At 71.4% G+C, this 20,996-nt stretch carries 18 protein-coding genes; 11 read left to right on the top strand and 7 right to left on the bottom strand.

Annotated features, from left to right (window positions below; all coding sequences use genetic code 11):
• Positions 1 to 80 precede the first annotated feature (80 nt).
• The 6 genes from glmU (at position 81) to ACIPPS_RS29690 (ending at position 5,555) form a co-directional block, all read left to right on the top strand.
• Positions 81 to 1,526 carry a bifunctional UDP-N-acetylglucosamine diphosphorylase/glucosamine-1-phosphate N-acetyltransferase GlmU gene (gene glmU, locus ACIPPS_RS29715; RefSeq protein WP_401438294.1) on the top strand — a complete coding sequence of 482 codons (1,446 nt, stop codon included), beginning with the start codon at positions 81 to 83 and terminating at the stop codon, positions 1,524 to 1,526.
• Positions 1,527 to 1,647: 121 nt separating this feature from the next.
• Positions 1,648 to 2,622: a ribose-phosphate diphosphokinase gene (locus ACIPPS_RS29710; protein ID WP_401438291.1), complete on the top strand. Its 975-nt coding sequence runs from the start codon at positions 1,648 to 1,650 to the stop codon at positions 2,620 to 2,622.
• A gap of 248 nt (positions 2,623 to 2,870) precedes the next feature.
• The gene (locus ACIPPS_RS29705; protein WP_401438289.1) at positions 2,871 to 3,470 is read left to right on the top strand and encodes a 50S ribosomal protein L25/general stress protein Ctc; all 600 of its coding nucleotides are present in this window, start codon (positions 2,871 to 2,873) and stop codon (positions 3,468 to 3,470) included.
• Between the two features lie 168 nt (positions 3,471 to 3,638).
• A complete protein-coding gene (pth, locus tag ACIPPS_RS29700) occupies positions 3,639 to 4,235 on the top strand; it encodes an aminoacyl-tRNA hydrolase (RefSeq protein ID WP_401438287.1) in 597 nt (198 codons plus the stop codon).
• Positions 4,236 to 4,274: 39 nt separating this feature from the next.
• On the top strand, positions 4,275 to 4,718 hold the full coding sequence (locus ACIPPS_RS29695) for a hypothetical protein (protein ID WP_401438285.1): 444 nt from the start codon (positions 4,275 to 4,277) through the stop codon (positions 4,716 to 4,718).
• Between the two features lie 99 nt (positions 4,719 to 4,817).
• Positions 4,818 to 5,555: an LPXTG cell wall anchor domain-containing protein gene (locus tag ACIPPS_RS29690; protein ID WP_401438282.1), complete on the top strand. Its 738-nt coding sequence runs from the start codon at positions 4,818 to 4,820 to the stop codon at positions 5,553 to 5,555.
• 73 nt (positions 5,556 to 5,628) lie between these two features.
• Here the strand turns inward: ACIPPS_RS29690 and ppc are convergent, their stop codons facing one another.
• Complete coding sequence (gene ppc, locus ACIPPS_RS29685) at positions 5,629 to 8,358, bottom strand: phosphoenolpyruvate carboxylase (protein ID WP_401438280.1); 2,730 nt, start codon at positions 8,356 to 8,358, stop codon at positions 5,629 to 5,631.
• Between the two features lie 224 nt (positions 8,359 to 8,582).
• On the opposite strand from ppc, the gene ACIPPS_RS29680 reads away from it, so the two are divergent.
• The 4 genes from ACIPPS_RS29680 (at position 8,583) to ACIPPS_RS29665 (ending at position 14,169) form a co-directional block, all read left to right on the top strand.
• Positions 8,583 to 9,560, top strand: a complete 978-nt coding sequence (locus ACIPPS_RS29680) for an acyl-CoA desaturase (protein ID WP_401438278.1) — start codon at positions 8,583 to 8,585, stop codon at positions 9,558 to 9,560.
• Positions 9,557 to 10,243 (top strand): TetR/AcrR family transcriptional regulator, encoded by a 687-nt coding sequence (locus ACIPPS_RS29675; protein ID WP_401438275.1) that lies wholly within the window; start codon positions 9,557 to 9,559, stop codon positions 10,241 to 10,243. Before ACIPPS_RS29680 ends, ACIPPS_RS29675 begins: the two co-directional genes overlap by 4 nt.
• 176 nt (positions 10,244 to 10,419) lie before the next feature.
• Complete coding sequence (locus ACIPPS_RS29670; RefSeq protein ID WP_401438272.1) at positions 10,420 to 12,153, top strand: FG-GAP repeat domain-containing protein; 1,734 nt, start codon at positions 10,420 to 10,422, stop codon at positions 12,151 to 12,153.
• A 288-nt stretch (positions 12,154 to 12,441) separates the two neighbouring features.
• Complete coding sequence (locus ACIPPS_RS29665) at positions 12,442 to 14,169, top strand: FG-GAP repeat domain-containing protein (protein ID WP_401438269.1); 1,728 nt, start codon at positions 12,442 to 12,444, stop codon at positions 14,167 to 14,169.
• A gap of 118 nt (positions 14,170 to 14,287) precedes the next feature.
• On the opposite strand, the gene ACIPPS_RS29660 is transcribed toward ACIPPS_RS29665, so the two are convergent.
• Positions 14,288 to 15,130, bottom strand: a complete 843-nt coding sequence (locus ACIPPS_RS29660) for a trans-aconitate 2-methyltransferase (RefSeq protein ID WP_401438267.1) — start codon at positions 15,128 to 15,130, stop codon at positions 14,288 to 14,290.
• Between the two features lie 131 nt (positions 15,131 to 15,261).
• On the opposite strand from ACIPPS_RS29660, the gene ACIPPS_RS29655 reads away from it, so the two are divergent.
• Positions 15,262 to 15,759, top strand: coding sequence for a MarR family transcriptional regulator (locus ACIPPS_RS29655; RefSeq protein WP_361961254.1), 498 nt, complete (start codon positions 15,262 to 15,264; stop codon positions 15,757 to 15,759).
• On the opposite strand, the gene ACIPPS_RS29650 is transcribed toward ACIPPS_RS29655, so the two are convergent.
• From ACIPPS_RS29650 to ACIPPS_RS29630, 5 genes are all read right to left on the bottom strand, one after another.
• On the bottom strand, positions 15,718 to 16,491 hold the full coding sequence (locus tag ACIPPS_RS29650; protein WP_401438265.1) for a LuxR C-terminal-related transcriptional regulator: 774 nt from the start codon (positions 16,489 to 16,491) through the stop codon (positions 15,718 to 15,720). The genes ACIPPS_RS29655 and ACIPPS_RS29650 overlap by 42 nt on opposite strands.
• Positions 16,492 to 16,818: 327 nt before the next feature.
• Positions 16,819 to 18,087, bottom strand: a complete 1,269-nt coding sequence (locus tag ACIPPS_RS29645) for a galactokinase (protein WP_401438263.1) — start codon at positions 18,085 to 18,087, stop codon at positions 16,819 to 16,821.
• On the bottom strand, positions 18,084 to 19,049 hold the full coding sequence (galE, locus tag ACIPPS_RS29640) for a UDP-glucose 4-epimerase GalE (protein ID WP_401438261.1): 966 nt from the start codon (positions 19,047 to 19,049) through the stop codon (positions 18,084 to 18,086). The genes ACIPPS_RS29645 and galE overlap by 4 nt, the downstream gene beginning before the upstream one ends.
• Positions 19,046 to 20,089, bottom strand: coding sequence for a galactose-1-phosphate uridylyltransferase (gene galT, locus ACIPPS_RS29635; RefSeq protein WP_401438259.1), 1,044 nt, complete (start codon positions 20,087 to 20,089; stop codon positions 19,046 to 19,048). Before galT ends, galE begins: the two co-directional genes overlap by 4 nt.
• Positions 20,090 to 20,243: 154 nt before the next feature.
• Positions 20,244 to 20,933 (bottom strand): LuxR C-terminal-related transcriptional regulator, encoded by a 690-nt coding sequence (locus ACIPPS_RS29630; protein ID WP_401438257.1) that lies wholly within the window; start codon positions 20,931 to 20,933, stop codon positions 20,244 to 20,246.
• Between the last annotated feature and the right edge of the window lie 63 nt (positions 20,934 to 20,996).

The following is a 20,996-nucleotide window of genomic DNA, read 5'->3' as shown; positions in this document are numbered from 1 at the left end:
GTCAGGACCGCACTCATATCCGGCCCTGTACCCCCCGGTATCCTGCGGGTGTCCACCACCCGAAGCCGAAGGGCATACCCGTGAGCGCCAACCGCCCGGCCGCCGTCGTCGTCCTCGCAGCGGGTGAGGGCACCCGCATGAAGTCGAAGACCCCCAAGGTCCTGCACGAAATCGCCGGACGTTCCCTCGTCGGGCACGTCGTGTCCGCCGCGCGTGAGCTGGAGCCCGAGCACCTCGTCGTGGTCGTCGGGCACGCCCGTGAGCAGGTCACCGCGCATCTCGACGCGCAGTACGCCGGTACCCGCACCGCCGTCCAGTACGAGCAGAACGGCACCGGTCACGCCGTCCGCATGGGTCTCGAAGAGCTGGGCCAGGCGCCCGACGGCACCGTCGTGGTCGTGTGCGGCGACACCCCGCTGCTCTCCGGCGAGACCCTGAAGGCCCTCGCCGGCACCCACGCCGCCGACGGCAACGCGGTCACCGTGCTGACCGCCGAGGTGCCCGACTCCACCGGCTACGGGCGCATCGTCCGCGACGCCTCGGGCGCCGTGACCGCGATCGTGGAGCACAAGGACGCCTCCGACGAGCAGCGCGCCATCAAGGAGATCAACTCCGGGGTCTTCGCGTTCGACGGCGGGCTGCTCGCGGACGCGCTCGGCAAGGTGCGGACGGACAACAGCCAGGGCGAGGAGTACCTCACCGACGTGCTGTCGATCCTCCGTGAGGCCGGGCACCGGGTGGGCGCGTCCGTCGCGGGCGACCACCGGGAGATCCTCGGGATCAACAACCGGGTGCAGCTCGCCGAGGCGCGTGCGCTGCTGAACCAGCGGCTGCTGGAGCGGGCGATGACCGCCGGCGTGACCGTGGTCGACCCGTCGTCCGTGTTCGTCGACGTGACGGTGACCTTCGAGCGGGACGCCGTCGTGCACCCCGGTACGCAGCTGCTGGGCGAGACGCACATCGGTGAGGACGCCGAGGTGGGTCCGAACACGCGCCTGAAGGACACCCGGGTCGGCAAGGGCGCCCGGGTGGACAACACGGTCGCCGACTCGGCCGTGATCGGCGAGGGCGCCTCCGTGGGGCCGTTCGCGTACCTGCGTCCGGGGACGAACCTGGGGGCGAAGGCGAAGGCCGGGACGTACGTGGAGATGAAGAACGCCACGATCGGCGAGGGGACGAAGGTTCCGCACCTCTCCTATGTGGGCGACGCCACGATCGGCGAGTACACGAACATCGGCGCGGCGAGCGTCTTCGTGAACTACGACGGTGAGGCGAAGCACCACACGACGGTCGGTTCGCACTGCAAGACGGGCTCGGACAACATGTTTGTGGCGCCTGTCACCATCGGGGACGGTGCGTACACCGCCGCCGGGTCCGTGATCACCAAGGACGTGCCGGCCGGGGCGCTCGCTGTCGCCCGGGGCCAGCAGCGGAATATCGAGGGTTGGGTCGCCCGGAAGCGGCCCGGCAGCGCTGCCGCGCAGGCCGCTCAGGTGGCCACCGAGGAGCCCGCCGGCGAAAGCTGACCGGAAACAGGTGCGTCGAACTCGGCGTACCGTGATACGTGCACACAAATTCGGCTGGCTCGCACACGCGCACGGGAGCGCGGGATTCGCGGCCAGGGAACACGTCTGAGGAGACAGTGCTGTGACCGGGATCAAGACGACCGGCGAGAAGAAGCTGATGCTCTTCTCCGGCCGCGCCCACCCCGAGCTGGCCGAGGAGGTCGCGCACCAGCTGGGTGTCGGTCTCGTGCCGACCAAGGCTTTCGACTTCGCGAACGGTGAGATCTACGTCCGCTTCCAGGAGTCGGCTCGTGGCGCGGACTGCTTCCTGATCCAGAGCCACACGGCTCCGATCAACAAGTGGATCATGGAGCAGTTGATCATGATCGACGCTCTGAAGCGGGCCTCCGCGCGGAGCATCACCGTGATCATCCCGTCGTACGGCTACGCCCGTCAGGACAAGAAGCACCGTGGCCGTGAGCCGATCTCGGCCCGTCTGGTCGCCGATCTGCTGAAGACCGCGGGTGCCCACCGGATCCTCACGGTCGACCTGCACACGGACCAGATCCAGGGCTTCTTCGACGGCCCGGTGGACCACCTGTCGGCGCTGCCGGTCCTCGCGGACTACGTGGGCAACAAGGTGGACCGCTCGAAGCTGACGATCGTCTCCCCGGACGCCGGTCGTGTGCGGGTGGCGGACCGCTGGTGCGACCGGCTGGACGCGCCGCTGGCGATCGTGCACAAGCGCCGCGACAAGGACGTCGCCAACCAGGTGACGGTCCACGAGGTCGTCGGTGACGTCCGTGGCCGTGTCTGTGTCCTGGTGGACGACATGGTGGACACGGGTGGCACGATCTGCGCCGCCGCCGACGCGCTGTTCGCGCACGGCGCGGAGGACGTCATCGTGACGGCCACGCACGGCATCCTGTCGGGGCCGGCCGCCGATCGTCTGAAGAACTCGAAGGTGAGCGAGTTCGTGTTCACGGACACGCTGCCGGTGCCGAGCTCCCTGGAGCTGGACAAGATCACGGTGCTGTCGATCGCGCCGACGATCGCGCGTGCGGTGCGTGAGGTGTTCGAGGACGGTTCGGTGACGAGCCTCTTCGAGGAGCACTGAGCCCCCTCGGAATCGTCGAGAGGCCCGCTTCCCTCCGGGGAGGCGGGCCTTTCCCGTGCCGCGCGTGCGCCCTGGTGATCCAATTGGGTCGTGCGGGCGGCGGCGAGTAGACTGCCGTAGTTGCTCGGCGAGGGAGGCCGTACCCGGTGTGGTACGGCGGTCCGTTATCGACGCGCTCTTCGTAGCAGGCCATCGCCAGTCGTGGCCGGGTGACAGACACATCTGGTCACCATTTACGAGGAGTGCACATGTCCGAGGTGAAGCTCGCCACCGAGACCCGTACCGAGTTCGGCAAGGGTGCGGCGCGCCGCGTCCGCCGCGAGGGCAAGGTCCCCGGCGTTATCTACGGTCACGGCACCGAGCCGGTCCACATCACCCTGCCGGGCCACGAGCTGCTGCTCGCCCTGCGTACCCCGAACGTCCTGCTCTCCCTGGAGCTCGAGGGCAAGAACGAGCTCGCGATCCCGAAGGCCGTGCAGCGTGACCCGCTGAAGGGCTTCCTGGAGCACGTCGACCTGCTCCTCGTCCGCCGCGGCGAGAAGGTCACCGTCGAGGTCGTCATCGAGACCGAGGGCGACCTGGCCCCGGGTACCTTCCTGGTCGAGAACGTGCTGAACACGCTCTCCGTCGAGGCCGAGGCCACCCACATCCCCGAGTCCGTCACGGTCTCCATCGAGGGCCTGGAGGCCGGTGCCTCCATCCTCGCCAAGGACATCGCGCTGCCCAAGGGCACCACGCTGGTGACCGACGCCGACGCCGTCGCCATCCAGATCCTGGCCGCGCAGGCCGAGGAGCCGTCCGCCGAGGCCGAGGGCGAGACCGCCGCGGCCGAGGGCGCCGAGGCCTGAGCCGTAGGCTCTGCCTGACGTGACGGGGTGATGGGCCGTGCGGCCCGTCACCCCGTTTCTTCTGTTCACGCGCCTTCTTCTGTTCACACGCCTTCTTCTGTTCACACGCCTTCTTCTGTTCACCAGGCCGGTACGCGGACACGCACGCATTCGAGGAGACGAGACCCCATGACGGACGACGCGAACGCCCCCTGGCTGATCGTCGGCCTCGGCAACCCCGGGCCGGAGTACGCGGCCAACCGCCACAACGTGGGCTTCATGGTGGTGGACCTGCTCGCGGAGCGGATCGGCGGGAAGTTCAAGCGGGCGCAGAAGGCGCAGGCGCAGGTCGTGGAGGGCCGGATGGGTCCGCCCGGGCCGGAGAACCGGCGGGTGATCCTGGCGAAGCCGATGTCGTACATGAACCTGTCGGGCGGTCCGGTGACGGCGCTGCGCGATTTCTACAAGGTGGACACGGCGCATGTCGTAGCGATCCACGACGAACTGGACATCGACTACGGCGTGCTGCGGCTGAAGATCGGCGGGGGCGACAACGGCCACAACGGTCTGAAGTCGATGACGAAGGCGATGGGCGCGGAGTACCACCGGGTGCGGTGCGGTATCGGGCGGCCGCCGGGGCGGATGCAGGTGGCGGACTTCGTGCTGAAGGACTTCTCGTCCACGGAGCGCAAGGACCTCGACTGGTTCGTGGACCGGGCTGCGGACTCCGTCGAGTCGCTGGTGGCGGAGGGTCTGGAGCGGGCGCAGTCGGTGTACAACTCCTGACCTCCACCTCTTCGCGGTACGACTGTACGATCGCGGGTCATGACGCACGCCCGTAACGCCGCCATGGCCCTGGTCGCCCTGCTGCTCCTCGTCGCGGGAGCCTGGTCCTCGTGGGGCTCGGCGCAGCACGTCCTGCTGTCGAAGGGCCGTGAGCACGGCACGTTGACGGTGACCGGCTGCAACGAGGAGACGTGCAGCGGCCGTTACGTGACGTCGGGTCCGCCGTCGACGCACACGACGCTGACGATCGACCGCTCGGTGGCGGCCGCCGACGGGCAGACGGTGCCGGTGGTGGTGAAGCCGGGGACGAGCGAGGCGGTGCGCACGGGCTGGGGCGGCGGTCTGCACGCGTGGCTCCCGCTGGGCGGGGCGCTGCTGCTGGCGGCGCCGTTGGTCGGGGGCGGGTTGCGGCTGACGCGGACGGCGTGGTCGATGGCGGGTGCGGGCGCGGTGCTGCTGATGGGGACGTTCTTCGCGCTCTGATTGTTATCAGCCATCTGGTGACGAGCGGCTGAAAACTGACGCTATGCTGCGCCTCTGCCGCCCCCCACGGCCACCCTCATCCCAGATGGACGACTGCACATGCGACGATCCCTCATGCCCGTCGGCGCGCTGATCGCGGCCCTCGCGGGCTCCCTCGTGCTGGCTCCGGCGGCTTCCGCGTCGGGCAAGCACGGCGACAACGGCACCGTGAAGATCCACGACGCGAAGACCGGCGAGGAGCTCCGTAAGAACGAGCCCAAGGTCTGCACCTTCTACCTCGACGCCTTCGGCTTCGACGCCGGCCAGAAGGTGAACTGGCACATCGAGGCCTGGGCCGCCAACGACCTGGAGAAGGGCACCACGGTCAAGACCGGCCTCATCACGCTCGACGCGGACGGCCACGAGCGCACCGAGGACATGACCCTGCCGAACGGCCAGTACAAGCTGTTCTGGAACTGGGAGGGTGAGAAGGGCGCGGCCAAGCACAAGGTCTTCAAGACCGACTGCCCGCCGGGGACCGAGACTCCGGGCACCGAGACGCCCGGCACGGAGACCCCTGGCACGGAGACGCCCGGGACCGAGACGCCCGGCACGGAGACGCCGGGCACCGAGACCCCGTCGGCCACCCCGAGCGAGTCGGCCGCCCCGGGCACCGCGGGCGGCTCCGAGACGCCCGGCGCGGCCCCCTCCGCCTCCGGTGGCACGGGAACCGGCACCGGTGACCTCGCCGAGACCGGCTCCTCCGCCCCCGTCGGCGTCATCGCCGCCCTCGCCGTCGCCCTCGCGGGTGCCGGTTCCGTCCTGGTGCTGCGCCGCCGCAGGGCCCAGCAGCACTGAACCCCGTGACAACGCGGTGCCCCTGCCGGAATCCTCGGATTCCGGCAGGGGCACCGTCGTGTGCGGGGCGGTCTCAGCCGGTGTTGCGCAGGCCCGCGGCCACGCCGTTCACCGTGAGCAGCAGGGCCCGGGCGAGCAGCGGGTCGGGGTCCTCGCCGCGCTCGGCGGCGGCCCGCTGGCGGGCGAGCAGGGCGACCTGGAGGTAGGAGATCGGGTCCAGGTAGGCGTCGCGGATGGAGAAGGTCTGCTGGAGGACCGGGTTGGCCTCCAGGAGGGTCTGCCCGCCGGTGATCTTGAGGACCTCGGCGACGGTGAGCGCGTGCTCCTCCTCGATGGTGGCGAAGACGTGCTTGAGCTCGTCCGGCACGAGGGTGTCGACGTAGTGGCGGGCGATCCGCAGGTCCGTCTTGGCGAGCGTCATCTCGACGTTGGCGAGGAAGTTGCGGAAGAAGTGCCAGCGCTCGTACATCTCGCCGAGGACCGGGTCGAGTCCGGCCTCGCGCAGGGCCTTGAGGCCGGAGCCGACGCCGAACCAGCCGGGGACGATCTGGCGGGACTGGGTCCAGCCGAAGACCCACGGGATGGCGCGCAGTCCGTCGAGGCCGGCGCCCGAGTCGGGGCGGCGGGAGGGCCGGGAGCCGAGGTGGAGGTCGGCGAGCTGGTCGACGGGGGTGGCGGCGAAGAAGTACGAGGGCAGGTCGGGGTCCTCGACGAGGCGCCGGTACGCGGTGTGCGCGGCGTCGGAGACGGTGTCCATGGCCGCGTCCCAGCGGGCGAGGGCCTCGTCGGACTGGCGGGGCGCGGTGTGCAGGGCGGAGGCCTGGAGCGTGGCGGCCACGGTCAGTTCGAGGTTCTCCCGCGCCAGGGACGGGATGAGGTACTTGTCGGAGATGACCTCGCCCTGCTCGGTCACCTTGATCTCGCCCTCCAGGGTGCCCCAGGGCTGGGCGAGGATCGCGTCGTGCGAGGGGCCGCCGCCGCGGCCGACGGTGCCGCCGCGGCCGTGGAAGAGGCGAAGCCGTACGCCGTAGCGGTGGGCGACGTCGCGCAGCCGGCGCTGGGCGCGGTGGATCTCCCACTGGCTGGTGGTGATGCCGCCGAACTTGGAGGAGTCGGAGTAGCCGAGCATGACCTCCTGGACGTCGCCGCGGAGCGAGACGAGGCGGCGGTAGGAGGGGTCGGCGAGCATGTCGTTGAGGATGACGTCGGCGGCCTTGAGCTCGTCGGTGGTCTCCAGGAGCGGCACGATGCCGATCTTGGCCCAGCCGGCGTGCAGGTCGAGCAGTCCGGCCTCGCGGGCGAGGACGGTGGCGGCGAAGACGTCGTCGGCGCCCTGGCACATCGAGATGATGTAGGACTCGATGACCTCGGGGCCGAAGCGCTCGAAGGCTTCCTTGACGGTGCCGAAGACGCCGAGGGTCTTCTGGCCGGCGGCGTCCAGCGGGGCCGGGGTGGGGCCGAGCGGGCGGCGGGAGCGGAGCTCCTTGGCGAGCAGCTTCTGCCGGTAGTCGCGGGGCATGTCCGCGTACCGCCAGGACTCCTCGCCGAGCCGGTCGAAGAGCTGGCCGAGCGCGTGGTGGTGGGCGTCGGCGTGTTCGCGGACGTCCATCGTGGCGAGCTGGAGGCCGAAGGCGGAGAGGGTCCGGATGGTGCGGTCCATCCGGCCGTCGGCGAAGAGGCCGCCGCGGTGTTCGCGCAGCGAGGTCTGGATGAGGGTCAGGTCGTGGACCAGCTCGGCGGTGCCGAGGTAGTCGCGGCCTTCCTGGTGCGGGGTGCCCTGGGCGAGGCGCTCGCGGGTGTTGACGAGCTTCTGCCGGATGCAGGTGGCCTTGAGGCGGTACGGCTCCTCGGCGTTGAGGCGCTTGTAGCGGGGGCTGATCTCCGGGAGGCGTTCCAGGTCGCGCTGGAGCGAGGTGAGGAGTTCCTCGGTGGCGCCGGTGTAGCGGATGGAGTTGGAGAGCAGTCCGCGCAGGAAGTCGACGAGTTCGAGGGCGTCGGTGATGCCGTGCTCGTGCTGGAGGATCAGCACGTCCCAGGTGACCTGGGGGGTGACGTTGGGGTTGCCGTCGCGGTCGCCGCCGATCCAGGTGCCGAAGGTCAGCGGGCGGGTGCCGGCGGGCAGCTCGATGCCGACGCGCTCCAGCTCGGCGGCGAGGTCCTCCAGGACGTCGCCGACGGCGCCGGCGTGCAGCTCGTCGAGGTAGTAGATGGCGTTGCGGGCCTCGTCGGCGGGCTCGGGGCGGACGACCCGGAGTTCGTCGGTCTGCCAGATGAGGTCGATGTTCTCGGCGAGCCGGAGGTCGACGCGGCGTCGGTCGGCCTCGATGACCGGGGTCTCCAGGAGCGCGGCGATGCGGCGGAGCTTGTTGAGGACGGAGCGGCGGGCGGCTTCGGTGGGGTGCGCGGTGAAGACGGGCCGTACGTTGAGGTTCCGTACCGTGTCGCGGACGTGCTGCGGGTCGCCGTCCTTGAGCATGTCGGCGGTGCGGGCGAGCAGGCCGCCCTCGGCGGCGCGCTTCTCGCGCATCTCGCGGCCTCGGTGCACCTGCTCGGTGACGTTGGCCAGGTGGAAGTAGGTGGAGAAGGCGCGCACCAGCTTGGTGGCGGTCTCCAGGTCGGTCTCGCCCAGCAGCTCGGCTGCGGCCTCGCCGTCCTCACGGGTGAGTCGGCGGACCTTCTCGACGAGGTCGAGGAGGTCGTGGCCCTCCTGGCGGACGAGCGTCTCGCCGAGCAGATCGCCCAGTCGGCGGATGTCGGATCGCAGCTCGGCGCTGGCGGTGGGGGTCTGGTCGGCACTGCTCACAGGTGCGGCTCCTTGCAGTGTTCGGGCACATCTGGAGGGGTACTGGAGGCTTGCGGACCGCGCTGTCCGACGCACACAGGATAGGTGTCCATCCCTTGGACACCTCGCAGCCCCTCGTGTGCCCTCTTGCCGCGCGGCCCGGCGCTGCCATACTTACGTCGCCGTAGGTTACGGTCCCGTAGCCACGGCTCCATTCCCTCACCCTCACCCCCCAGGGGACACCCATGACCTCCAGTCCCGAGGTGCTCGAACCCACCGGCCAGGACCACCCCGATCTGCCCGCCGCCACGCTGGGCGGGGACAAGAAGCGATCCGTCGAGCAGATCGCGCTGCTGCTGTTCATCACGGTGCCCTTCGTGGCGCTCCTCGCGGCGGTGCCGCTGGCGTGGGGCTGGGGCGTGAGCTGGCTCGACCTGGGTCTGCTGGTGGCGATGTACTACATCGGCTGCCACGGCATCACGATCGGTTTCCACCGGTACTTCACGCATGGCTCGTTCAAGGCGAAGCGGCCGCTGCGGATCGCGCTGGCGATCATGGGCTCGCTCGCGGTGGAGGGGCCGCTGGTGCGGTGGGTGGCGGACCACCGCAAGCACCACAAGTTCTCCGACGCGGAGGGCGACCCGCACTCGCCGTGGCGGTTCGGCGAGACGGTGCCGGCGCTGATGAAGGGCCTGTGGTGGGCGCACATCGGCTGGATGTTCGACGAGGAGCGCACGCCGCAGGCCAAGTACGCTCCGGACCTGATCAAGGACCCGGCGCTCCGCCGGATCTCCCGTGACTTCATCTACTGGACGATGCTGTCCCTGGCGATCCCGCCGCTGGTGGGCGGTCTGGTGACGATGTCGTGGTGGGGCGCGTTCACGGCGTTCTTCTGGGGCTCGCTGGTGCGGGTCGCGCTGCTGCACCACGTGACGTGGTCGATCAACTCGATCTGTCACGCGGTCGGCAAGCGGCCGTTCAAGTCCCGCGACCGTTCGGGCAACGTGTGGTGGCTGGCGGTGCTGTCGTGCGGCGAGTCGTGGCACAACCTGCACCACGCGGACCCGACGTCGGCGCGGCACGGGGTGCTGCGCGGCCAGATCGACTCCAGCGCGCGGCTGATCCGCTGGTTCGAGCTGCTGGGCTGGGCCTCCGACGTGCGCTGGCCGAGCTCCTCCCGGATCGAAGCCCGGCGCCGGGGCGAGCCCGTCGACGCGGCATGATGGAGGACGTGGCGATCGACGGCGGTTCCAGCGGTACCGGAAGCAGCGAGACCAAGCCCCGGCGTGGCCGCCGGGTGCGGATGACGGGTGCGGAGCGCCGGGAGCAGCTGCTGGACATCGGCCGGACGCTGTTCGCCGCGAAGGGCTTCGAGGGCACGTCGGTGGAGGAGATCGCGGCCAAGGCCGGGGTGTCGAAGCCGGTGGTGTACGAGCACTTCGGCGGCAAGGAGGGGCTGTACGCGGTCGTGGTCGACCGGGAGATGCGGCAGCTGCTCGACATGGTGACGGGGGCGCTGACGGCGGGCCATCCGCGGGAGCTCCTGGAGCAGGCGGCGTTCGCGCTGCTCGACTACATCGAGCGGTACACGGACGGGTTCCGGATCCTGGTGCGGGACTCGCCGGTCGCGCAGTCGACGGGCACGTTCGCGTCGCTGATCAGCGACATCGCGACGCAGGTGGAGGACATCCTGGGCCTGGAGTTCAAGGCCCGCGGTTTCGACCCGAAGCTGGCTCCGCTGTACGCGCAGGCGCTGGTGGGGAGCGTGGCGCTGACGGGCCAGTGGTGGCTGGACGTCCGCAAGCCGAAGAAGGCGGAGGTCGCGGCGCACCTGGTGAACCTGGCGTGGCACGGTCTCGACGGCCTGGAGCAGAAGCCGCGGCTGATAGGGCATCGCAAGAGCTGACGCGGTGCGGCCTGAACGGGCGGCTAATTCGACGCGCACTGTCGGTGGATGGCTGTATGCTCCCCCCACATCCGGGGGGGGTGTTCGCCCTTCGTACGCGCTTTCTGCCGTACGAACGCGTCGCGGAGCCCCTGCGCCGGATCCGTTGATCATTCTGATTCCCTGGGGGGGATCTCTTGCGTTCTGCGCGTTCCACGCACTCCACCCGTGCCCGTCGCGTCGCGGCCTGCACGGCTCTCGCTCTCTCCGCCGGCATGCTGCTGGCGACTCCCGCCTCGGCCGACGACGCCTCGCCGCGCCCCGTCGCCGAGGTGCCCGAGCCGGCGTTCACCCTGCCGGCGCAGCTGAATCTGCCGACGAAGGACACCGCCCGCGCCGGGACGGCGGCCTCCACCGCCGGCACGCAGCGGCTGCGCTTCGACATCGACCTCGACGGCACGAGCGACCTCATCTTCCGCGCCGCCAACAACAAGGTCTTCACCCTGCCGACCACGGCCGAGGGCGCCGAGTTCTACCGCAACGACGGCGCGTCGTCCCTCGCGAAGGACATCATCCCGATCGGCGACCAGGACGGGGACGGCACGGGCCGCCCCGAGGTCCTCGTGCTGTCACAGACCGGCACCCTCTCCCTGTACGGGGACGCCGAGACCACCTACGGCAACTTCCGCTGGTCCGGCGGCGGCTGGACCATCTACAACAAGGTGGTCTCGCCGGGCGACATCGACGGCGACGGGCGGGCGGACCTGCTCGCCCGCCAGCCCAACGGCGAGCTGTACGTGTACCGGGCCACGGGCAACCCGACCGCCCCGTTCGCGGCGCGCGTCAAGGTGGGCGCGGGCTGGGGCGTCTACGACCAGCTGGTCGGCGTCGGCGACAACGACGGTGACGGCCTGGCCGACATCATCGCCCGCGCCCCGTCCGGTCTGCTCTTCTTCTACGGCAGCACGGGCAAGACCTCCGCGCCGTTCAAGGCCCGTACGGAGATCGGCACCGGCTGGAACACGTACAACCAGATCATCGGCATCGACGACTTCAACGGCGACGGCTTCGGCGATCTGCTGGCCCGCGGCCAGGACGCCTCGCTGTGGCAGTACAAGGGCATCGGCAACGGCCGCTTCACCCCGCGCGAACAGCTCACCCAGGCCGGCGAATGGGCCAACGTCGCCCAGTTCGGCAGTGCGGGCAACGCGCCGACCTCCGGCAAGGAGGGCTTCATCGCCCGGGACGGGCAGGGCACGCTCTTCTGGTACCCGTCGACGTTCAGCACCAAGATCGCGCCCCGTCAGCAGATCAGCGACACGGGCGGCTGGGTCGGGACGACCGTGGGCCACGCCTCGGACGTGCACGGGGACGGCAACTCGGAGATCATCGAGCTCTTCGACGGTCGCCTGTGGGTCGCCGGCGAGTACATCGGCGCCGGCTGGGACGTCTACAACCACGTCTTCGGTCCCGGCGACCTGAGCGGCGACGGCCGCGGCGACCTGCTGGCCCGTGACAAGGCCGGCAACCTCTACCTGTACCGCGCCGCCGCCTCGGGCACGGGCTTCCACAGCCGGGTCAAGGTCGGTGCCGGGTGGGGTGGCTACGACCGGCTCGTCGGTGCGGGCGACCTCACCAACGACGGTCTGGCCGACATCGTGGCCCGCACCCCGGACGGCCGGCTGTTCCTGTACCCGGGCACGGGTCAGGCCGGCTACGCGTTCAAGGGCCGGGTGCAGATCGGCACCGGCTGGAACGCGTACAGCAAGCTGGTCGCCCCCGGTGACCTCAGCGGCGACGGCCAGGGCGAGCTGCTCGGCGTGACCGCCGGCGGTGACCTCTACCGCTACAACGGCGGCGCCTCGCAGGCGACGCTCACCCCCCGGGTCAAGATCGGCCACGGCTACAACATCTACAACACCGTCTCCTGACGCACCCGCGTCCCGCACGACAAGGCGCCCCGCACCGGCTCTCCGGTGCGGGGCGTCGTCACGTCCGTACATCGCCCCAAGGCCGCCCCACCGCAAGGGCTTCACCCGGCAGCCGTCGGCCACGCACGTTGCCGCCGTATTCCGTTGACCCCGCGTCATCCGACACAGATATGCTCCCCTCCACATCCCGGGGGGTGTTCGCCCTTCGCACGCGCTTTCCGCCGCGCGGAGGCGTCGCGAACCCCTGTGCCCGGTCCGTCGATTTCCTAGATCCCTGGGGGGGATCTCTTGCGTACCGCTTTCTCCCGGCGCGCGCGCCGGGTCGCCGCGTGCACCGCGCTCGCTCTCTCCGCCGGCATGCTGCTGGCGACTCCCGCCTCCGCCGACCAGGGCACCCGCCCCGTCGCGGAGCAGCCCACCCGCCTGTTCACCCAGCCGGCGAAGCCCGATCTGTCGCAGCTCGGCGCCGGGAAGGCCCGCGCCGGCCGCGCCGCGACGGCCGAGGGCGTCTCGCCGGTCCGCTTCGACGTCGACGGTGACGGCCAGGGCGACCTGATCTACCGCGCCTGGGACGGCGCCACGTACACGGCCCCGTCCTCCTCGGCCGAGCGGGGCGAGTTCTTCGGCGACGACGGCAACGCCGCGCCCGCCCTGGACATGGTCCCGATCGGCGACCAGGACGGCAACGGCACGCCCGAGGTCCTCGTCCTGTCGCCGTACGGCACGCTCCGCATGTACAGCGACGCGTCGCCCACCTGGGCCACGTACCGCTGGCAGGGCGGCGGTTGGACGATCTACAACAAGGTCTTCTCACCCGGCGACGTGAACGGCGACGGGCGCGCGGACGTGATGGGCCGCCAGCACAACGGCGACCTGTACCTCTACCTCGCCACCGGGAACGCCTCCGCGCCGCTCGGCGCGCGGGCGAAGGTCGGCAACGGCTGGAACATCTACGACCAGCTCGTGGGCGTCGGCGACAACGACGGTGACGGCAAGGGCGACGTGCTCGGCCGCTCCTACGACGGCAAGCTGTGGTTCTACGGCTCCACCGGCTCCACCACGTCCCCCTTCGAGGGGCGGGTGGAGGTCGGCCAGGGCTGGACCGTCTACAACCAGCTGATCGCCGTCGACGACCTCGACGGCGACGGCGCGGCCGAGCTGTTCGCGCGCGACCGGGCCGGCGCGCTGTGGGCCTACCAGGGCCTCGGCAACGGGCGCATGGCACCCCGCGTGATGATCGCCGACAAGGGCGCCTTCCGGAGCGTCGACCAGTTCGGCGGCGGCGGCACCATCCCGGCGTACGGCAAGAACGCCCTCACCGGCCGGGACAGCAAGGGCTCGCTCTTCTGGTACGGGGCCATGAACGACGGGCTGCTCTCTCCGCGCGACCAGGTCGGCGATTCCGGCGTCTGGGCGGGCGCGAACCTCACCTTCGCGTCGTCCCTCGACGACAGCGGCTTCCCCGTCATGATGCAGATCTTCGAGAACCGCCTGTACAACAACTTCACGGGCAACGACCACGGCTCCGGCTGGGGTGTGTACAACCTGCTCGTCGGCCCCGGTGACCTGAGCGGCGACGGCAAGGGCGACCTGCTGGCCCGTGACGGCGCCGGCAACCTGTACCTGTACCGGGGCGACGGCACCGGCTACAGCCTGGCCACCCGCATCAGGATCGGCGCGGGCTGGGGCGCGTACAACCGGATCGTCGGTGCGGGTGACTACTCGGGCGACGGCCGGGCGGACATCGTGGCCCGTGACGGCTCGGGCAATCTGTACCTCTACCGGGGCACCGGCTCCGCCTCCGCGCCGTTCATGGCGAAGGTGAGGATCGGCTCCGGCTGGAACACGTACAGCAAGCTGGTGGCCCCCGGCGACCTCGACAGCGACGGCAAGGCCGAGCTGCTGGGCGTGACCGCGGCGGGCGAGCTGTACCGCTACTCGCCGACCGGCTCCGCCTCCTTCGGTCCCCGGGCCAAGATCGGCACGGGCTGGCAGATCTACAACGCCGTGTACTAGGAGTCCCGCCCGACGGGGTCCCGCCCGACGGGGCTCCGCACGACAAGGCGCCCCGCACCGGCTCTCCGGTGCGGGGCGTCTTCGTGTGGGTAACGGTCCCGTGTTCACGGTCCCGCCGTCACGCCGGCTTCGTCGCCACGGCGAAGATGCGCCGGAACGGGAAGACGGTGCCGCGCGGCCCCGGCGGGTAGGCGGCGCGCAGCAGGTCGCGGTACTGGGTGAGGAAGGCGTCCGTCGCCGCCTGGTCGCCCTCCAGGGCGGTCAGGACGGGACGCAGGGCCGTGCCCTTGACCCAGTCGAGGACCGGGTCCTCGCCCGTGAGGAGCTGGGAGTAGGTGGTCTCCCAGACCTCGGTGGCGCAGCCGAGCTCGGTGAGCCGCAGAAGGTAGTCGGCGGGGTCGAGGATGTGGACGAACCGGCGCCCCTCCCCGTGGAGCCGGTCACGCCACTGGGGCATGTCACAGAGTTCACCGAGCAGCGCGTGGCTGGGCGCGGTGAAGTTGGCGGGTACCTGGAAGGCGAACGTGCCGCCCGGCTTGAGGGCGTCGATCCACGGAGCGAAGGACTCCGGGTGGTTGGGGACCCACTGGAGGGCCGCGTTGGAGACGATCAGGTCGTAGGGCTCCTCGGGAGTCCAGTGCGCGGCGTCGGCCGGGCGGAAGTCGAGCCAGCCGCCGCCGGCCGTGGTGCCGGCCCAGTCCTTCTCGGCGCGTTCCAGCATGTCGGGAGAGAGGTCGAAGCCGGTGATGTGGGCGTCGGGCCAACGGTCGGCGATCTGCGCGGTCACGTTGCCCGGGCCGCAGCCGAGGTCGGCGATCCGGGCGGGAGTGGCGACGGAGGGAAGTCGCGGTATTCGGGAGAGCATGTCGAGAAAGGGCCGGGTGCGGTGGCCGGAATGCCGCAGGTACTGCTGGGGATCCCAGGTGGGTGCGGCGGACGCTGACGATGGTGCGGAATACATGTTCGAGCCCCCTTGCTAGAACGAGCTGCCGAAGCGGAACTAGGTCCCGGCCCGGTCCTTCCCCATAGTCCAGCCGAATATATCTTGATGTCAAGAGACTTTATGTCAACAGACCCTCTACACTGATCGTCATGGAGGACGAGGTCGACCGATTGGTCGCTGCATGGCGCCGCGAGCGCCCGGACCTCGACGTGGAACCGCTCGAGGTGCTCAGTCGCGTCTCGCGGCTCGCCCGCCACCTCGACCGCGCCCGTCGGCTCGCCTTCTCCGAGCACCAGCTGGAGCCCTGGGAGTTCGACGTCCTCACCTCCCTGCGCCGCGCCGGCGCCCCGTACCAGCTCTCCCCCGGCCAGCTCCTCACCCAGACCCTGGTCACCTCGGGCACCATGACCAACCGTATCGACCGGCTCACCAAGAAGGGCCTGGTCGAGCGGCTGCCCGACCCCAGCGACCGGCGCGGGGTCCTCGTCCGGCTGACCCCCGAGGGCCGTGACCGGGCGGACCAGGCGCTCGCCGGGCTGCTCGCCCAGGAGCGGGCCATCCTCGCCCAGCTCTCCCGCGCCGACCGCGGCGAACTGGCCGCGCTGCTACGCCAGCTGACCGCCCCGTTCGACAACATCCCCGGCTAGGTCGGCGGGCCCGACCCCGGCCCTGCGCGCCAGCGCGACGGCGGCCAGCGTGGAGTGCACACCCAGCTTCCCGAGCACGTTCTGCATGTGCGTACGGACGGTGTGCGGCGAGAGGAACAGCCGCTCGGCGACCGCCTTGCGGCCCAGCCCCGCCACCATGCAGCGCAGCACCTCGCGCTCGCGCGGGGTCAGCGACTCCACCAGTTGCTCGCTCTCGGTCCGGTGCTTGCGGGCCGCCGTCAGCTCCCGCAGCACGCCGGTGAGCAGGGCGGGCGGCAGATGCGTCTCCTCCCGCAGGACACCCCGGATCACCGCCAGGAGCCGTTGCAGCGAGCTGTCCTTGGCCACCCATCCCGAGGCCCCGGCCTGCAGCGCGAGCGCGGCGCGGTGCGGGTCGTCCTTCTCGGCGAGGACGATCGTGCGGACGGCGGGCTGGACCGAACGGACCCCGGCGACCAGCGAGATGCCGTCGACGACGCCCTCTCCGTGGTCCGGTACGGCCTGGGCGACCGCGAGGGCCCCCGTCGGGCCGGCGATCGTGCCCAGGTCGGCGTCGATCAGCATCACGTCGTACCGGCGCGACTCCGCGACCGAGCGGTCCAGACAGCGCAGGGCGGCCGGGCCGCTGCCCGCGGCGGAGACGTCGACGTCGGGCTCCGCCGCGAGGGCGGCGGCCAGCGACTCGGCGAAGATGCGGTGATCGTCCACCACCAGGACCCGGATACGAGCCACGGACACCCCCAAGTGTCGAGGAGCAGTACCGGCGCGGGTACGGCGCCGGGGACAGGGGGTCCGTCATCGCGCGGCCGCCGCCGTGCAGTGACTGCTACCCCGTCCCGGGCGCCGTACCCGACTGGCCTTGCCCCCTGATGCACGCCGGCCCCCACCGGCGCTGTGCTCAGAGTACGGGTGGGGGACCGCCGGGGAGTGCGATTGGGAGAACTGACCGAACACGGTGGGTACTTCTGCGTCACCCGCGCACGGACGCGACAGAAGGCGACAGAACCGAAACGAAGTCCGCAGCCGCGGCGGACCGCACCGGCCGTTCCGCAGAGGGGATCACTCCCGGCGGGCGCCCGCCGACGGCACCGCGGGGAAGATCCCCGGCGCGGCGAACCCCGCCCCGGCGAAGGCCTTCTCCACCGCCGCCGCCACCGCGTCCGCCCGTTCCTCGGCCACCAGGACGACCGCCGAGCCGCCGAAGCCGCCGCCCGTCATCCGCGCCCCCAGCGCGCCCGCCGCGTTCGCCGCCTCGACCACGAGGTCCAACTCGGGGCAGGAGACCCGCAGATCGTCCCGGAGCGATCCATGGCCCTCGGTGAGCACGGGGCCGACGGCCGCCGGGTCCCCGGCGTCGAGGAGGGCGATCGTCCGCTCGACCCGGTGGTTGTCCGAAACGACGTGCCGGACATAGCGGCGAACCGATTCCTCGCTCAACCGCGCGAGAGAGCGCGACAGGTGCGCGTACGGAACTTCGCGCAGCGTACGCACACCGAGCGCCCGCGCACCGGCCTCGCAGCCGGCGCGCCGCTCCGCGTACGCGCCGTCCCCGAGCGCGTGCTTCACCCGGGTGTCCACGACGAGGAGCCGCAGACCTCGTGGAGCCAGGTCGAAGGGCACCTGCCGGTACGAGAGGTCGCGGGTGTCCAGGAAGAGCGCGTGGCCCTCGATCGCGCACGCCGACGCCATCTGGTCCATGACCCCGCACGGCACGCCGACGAAGGCGTTCTCCGCGCACTGTGCCAGGACGGCGAGTTCGGGGCGGGAGAGCCCGAGGCCGAAGAGGTCGTTCAGCGCGAGCGCCGTGACGACCTCCAGGGCGGCCGAGGACGACAGGCCCGCGCCCGTCGGCACGGTGGATGCCAGGTGGATGTCCGCGCCGGTGACCGCGTGCCCGGCCTCGCGCAGGGCCCAGACGACACCGGCGGGGTACGCGGCCCAGCCGATGTCGGCGCCGGAGCCGGAGCCCGTAGCGGAGCCGGCGCCCGTGCCGGAGCCCGTACCGGAGCCGGAGCCCGTGCCGGAGTCCGAGCCGGTGTCGGCGACCGCGAGCGGGGCGGGCGGGTGCAGCGCGGCCACCTCCAGCGGGTGCAGCGCGGCCACCTCCAGCCGTACGACACCGCCCGCGACGTCGGCGGAGTGGACCCGCAGCAGCCCGTCGTCCCGCCGGGAGACCGCGGCGACCGTCGTGTGCGGCAGGGCCAGCGGCATCACGAAGCCGTCGTTGAAGTCGGTGTACTCACCGATCAGGTTGACCCGCCCGGGAGCGGCCCAGACACCCTCCGGCGCCGCCCCGTACAGCTCCTCGAACTCCCCCGCCACGCTCATCGGCGTTCCCGCTCCCGCTCTCTGGCGAACGCCCAGGCGTCCGAGACGATGTCCGCCAGGTCCGGGCGGGACGGAATCCAGCCGAGCCGCTCCCGCGCGGTCTCCGCGGAGGCGACCAGCACCGCCGGGTCGCCGGGGCGGCGCGCGGCCATGACCTCGGGGACCGGGTGGCCGGTCACCTTGCGCACGGTCTCCACGACCTCGCGCACGGAGAAGCCGTTGCCGTTGCCGAGGTTGCAGATGAGGTGCTCGCCCGGAGTCATGGCGTCCAGGGCGAGGAGGTGGGCCTCGGCGAGGTCGGCGACATGGATGTAGTCGCGCACGCAGGTGCCGTCGGGGGTCGGGTAGTCGTCCCCGTAGACGTTGATCGCCTCGCGGCGGCCGAGGGCGACGTCGAGGACCAGCGGGATCAGGTGCGACTCGGGGTCGTGGCGTTCGCCGCAACCGCCGTACGCACCGGCCACGTTGAAGTACCGCAGCGAGACCGCGGCGAGGCCGTGGGCGGCGCACTCGCCTCCGATCATGTGGTCGACGGCGAGCTTGGACGCCCCGTAGGGGCTCGTCGGGGCGGTCGGCGCGGCCTCGGTGAGGGGCACGGACACCGGCTCGCCGTAGGTCGCGGCCGTGGAGGAGAAGACGAGCCTGCGGACGCCCGCCGCGCGCATCGCGGCGAGCAGCGCCATCGTGCCGCCGACGTTGTTCTCCCAGTACTTCTCGGGCTTGGCGACCGACTCACCGACCTGGGAGAAGGCGGCGAAGTGCAGCACGGCGTCGTAGGAGCCGTCGAGCCACCGGTCGGCGTCCTGGACGCGGCCCTCGATGAACTCGACGCCGGCCGGGACGCCTTCGGCGAAGCCGGTGGAGAGGTCGTCGAGGACGGTGACCCGGTGCCCCGCCTCGACCAGGTGCCGGGCGACGGTGCTGCCCACATAGCCGGCGCCACCCGTGACCAGGTATTTCACTTGCTTGCCACCTCTCGGAGTCGTTCGGCCGCCGTCTCCGGCGGGACGTCGTTCATGAACGCCCCCATGCCGGACTCGGTGCCCGCGAGGTACTTCAGTCTGCCGGGTGCGCGCCGGACGGTGAAAAGCTCCAGGTGCAGCCCGAACTCGGTGCGGTCCGCGCCGCGTAGCGGCGCCTGGTGCCAGGCGGCGATGTACGGCGTGGGCGGCTCGCCGGGTCCGAAGATCCGGTCGAAGCGCCTCAAGAGTTCCAGATACGTCTGTGGGAAGGCTGTGCGAGCCGCCTCGTCGAGCGTCGGCAGGTCGGGCACCCGGCGGGTGGGGTGCAGGTGCACCTCGTACGGCCAGTGGGCGGCGTACGGGACGAAGGCGATCCAGTGCTCGTTCTCCAGGACCACGCGGACCCCGTCGGCCCGCTCACGGGCGACGACGTCGTCGAAGAGGTTGCGCCCGGTGGCGGCCCGGTGCTCGGCGGCCCGGTGCCGCATCAGGGCCGTACGGGGGGTCACGTACGGGAAGGCGTAGATCTGGCCGTGGGGGTGGCCGAGGGTGACGCCGATCTCGGCGCCCCGGTTCTCGAAGCAGTAGACCTGCTCGACGCCCGGGTGGGAGGCGAGTTCGGCGGTCCGGTCGGTCCAGGCGTCGAGGACGAGGGCGGCCCGCTCGGGGGTGAGGTCGGCGAAGGAGGCGTCGTGGTCGGAGGTGAAGCAGACGACCTCGCACCGGCCGCTCTCCCCGGAGAGGGAGGGGAAGCGGTTCTCGAAGACGACGACCTCGTACTCCGGGGCCGGGATCTCACTGGGCCGCCCGTCGCGGGAGGGGCAGAGCGGGCACGCGTCTGCCGGCGGGTGGTAGGTGCGGCCCTGCCGGTGCGAGGCGATGGCGACGGAGTCGCCGAGGAGGGCGTCGTAGCGGATCTCGGAGGCGGAGGAGACGGGGTCGAGCGGCCGGGTGTCGACGGCGTCCCGGACGGCGTCGTCCCGCGCGTCGTAGTAGATGAGCTCGCGGCCGTCGGCGAGGGTGGTGACGGTCTTCTTCACGGGTGGCGTCCTCAACAGGGAACCAAACAGAACCACGCACAAGGAACCACAACCGAACATCGACGTCAATGACGAAGACGGGGTCGTCGACCCCGAGCCCCCCGACAAGTGCGGCGCCGCCGCGATCCCCAGGGCTCCGCCCTGGCCGCACGACCTAGGGCCGTTCGCCCCGCGCCCCCGGCACGTGGGCCCGGTCCAGCAGGCCGGTCCGCGCGGCGAGCGCCGCCGCCTCCAGGCGCGAGCCCACCGCGAGCTTCATCAGCACCCGCTGCACATGCGTCCGCGCCGTGCTGGGCGCGATCCCCATGCCGGCCGCGATCAGCCGGGTGTCCTCGCCCTCCGCCACCCGAACGAGGACCTCCACCTCACGCGGTGTCAGCATCCGCAGCAGCCGCTGCCCTTCGTCGTCGGGCTGCGCCGACGGGTTGAGCAGCTCCGTGAAGGCGCCCTGGAGGAGCTGCGGCGCCACCGCCGCCTCCCCCGCCCTGGCCTTCATCAGCGCCCGCTCCACGCCCTCGATGCGCTCGTCGTGCCGGACGTACCCGGACGCGCCGGCCGCGAAGGCCGCCGCGATCCCGCGCGGGGAGGGCACCGGCCCGAGCACGACCACGGCCACCTGCGGCCGCTCGCGCTTGATCCGTACGATCGGGTCGAAGGCCCCCGGCTCGGCCGGGGAGGCCGTGCCGAGCAGGCACACCTCGGGCGCCCGGCTCACCACCAACTCCGCCGCGCCCGCCACCGGGGCGGCCGCCGCGAGCACCCGGTGCCCACGCAGTTTCAGTGCCGAGGCGAGCGCCTCGGCGAGCAGTCGGTGGTCGTCGACCACCATGAGCCGCACGCCCATCGAGCAACCCCTTTGTTCCCCCCTGAGGCCGTCCCCCGGCCCCAGCCACTCCGATGACCCGGC

The sequence above is a fragment of the Streptomyces sp. NPDC090127 genome (assembly GCF_044746945.1).
Lineage (GTDB): Bacteria > Actinomycetota > Actinomycetes > Streptomycetales > Streptomycetaceae > Streptomyces.
This window is presented reverse-complemented; position numbering and strand designations above follow the sequence as displayed.

Bases quoted from the DNA above. Each gene is read 5' to 3' on its own strand.
- ACIPPS_RS29705 (WP_401438289.1), top strand. From the start codon at position 2,871: ATGTCCGAGGTGAAGCTCGCCACCGAGACCCGTACCGAGTTCGGCAAG.
- pth (WP_401438287.1), top strand. From the start codon at position 3,639: ATGACGGACGACGCGAACGCCCCCTGGCTGATCGTCGGCCTCGGCAAC.
- ACIPPS_RS29695 (WP_401438285.1), top strand. From the start codon at position 4,275: ATGACGCACGCCCGTAACGCCGCCATGGCCCTGGTCGCCCTGCTGCTC.
- ACIPPS_RS29690 (WP_401438282.1), top strand. From the start codon at position 4,818: ATGCGACGATCCCTCATGCCCGTCGGCGCGCTGATCGCGGCCCTCGCG.
- ACIPPS_RS29680 (WP_401438278.1), top strand. From the start codon at position 8,583: ATGACCTCCAGTCCCGAGGTGCTCGAACCCACCGGCCAGGACCACCCC.
- ACIPPS_RS29675 (WP_401438275.1), top strand. From the start codon at position 9,557: ATGATGGAGGACGTGGCGATCGACGGCGGTTCCAGCGGTACCGGAAGC.
- ACIPPS_RS29660 (WP_401438267.1), bottom strand. From the start codon at position 15,130: ATGTATTCCGCACCATCGTCAGCGTCCGCCGCACCCACCTGGGATCCC.
- ACIPPS_RS29655 (WP_361961254.1), top strand. From the start codon at position 15,262: ATGGAGGACGAGGTCGACCGATTGGTCGCTGCATGGCGCCGCGAGCGC.
- ACIPPS_RS29645 (WP_401438263.1), bottom strand. From the start codon at position 18,087: ATGAGCGTGGCGGGGGAGTTCGAGGAGCTGTACGGGGCGGCGCCGGAG.
- ACIPPS_RS29630 (WP_401438257.1), bottom strand. From the start codon at position 20,933: ATGGGCGTGCGGCTCATGGTGGTCGACGACCACCGACTGCTCGCCGAG.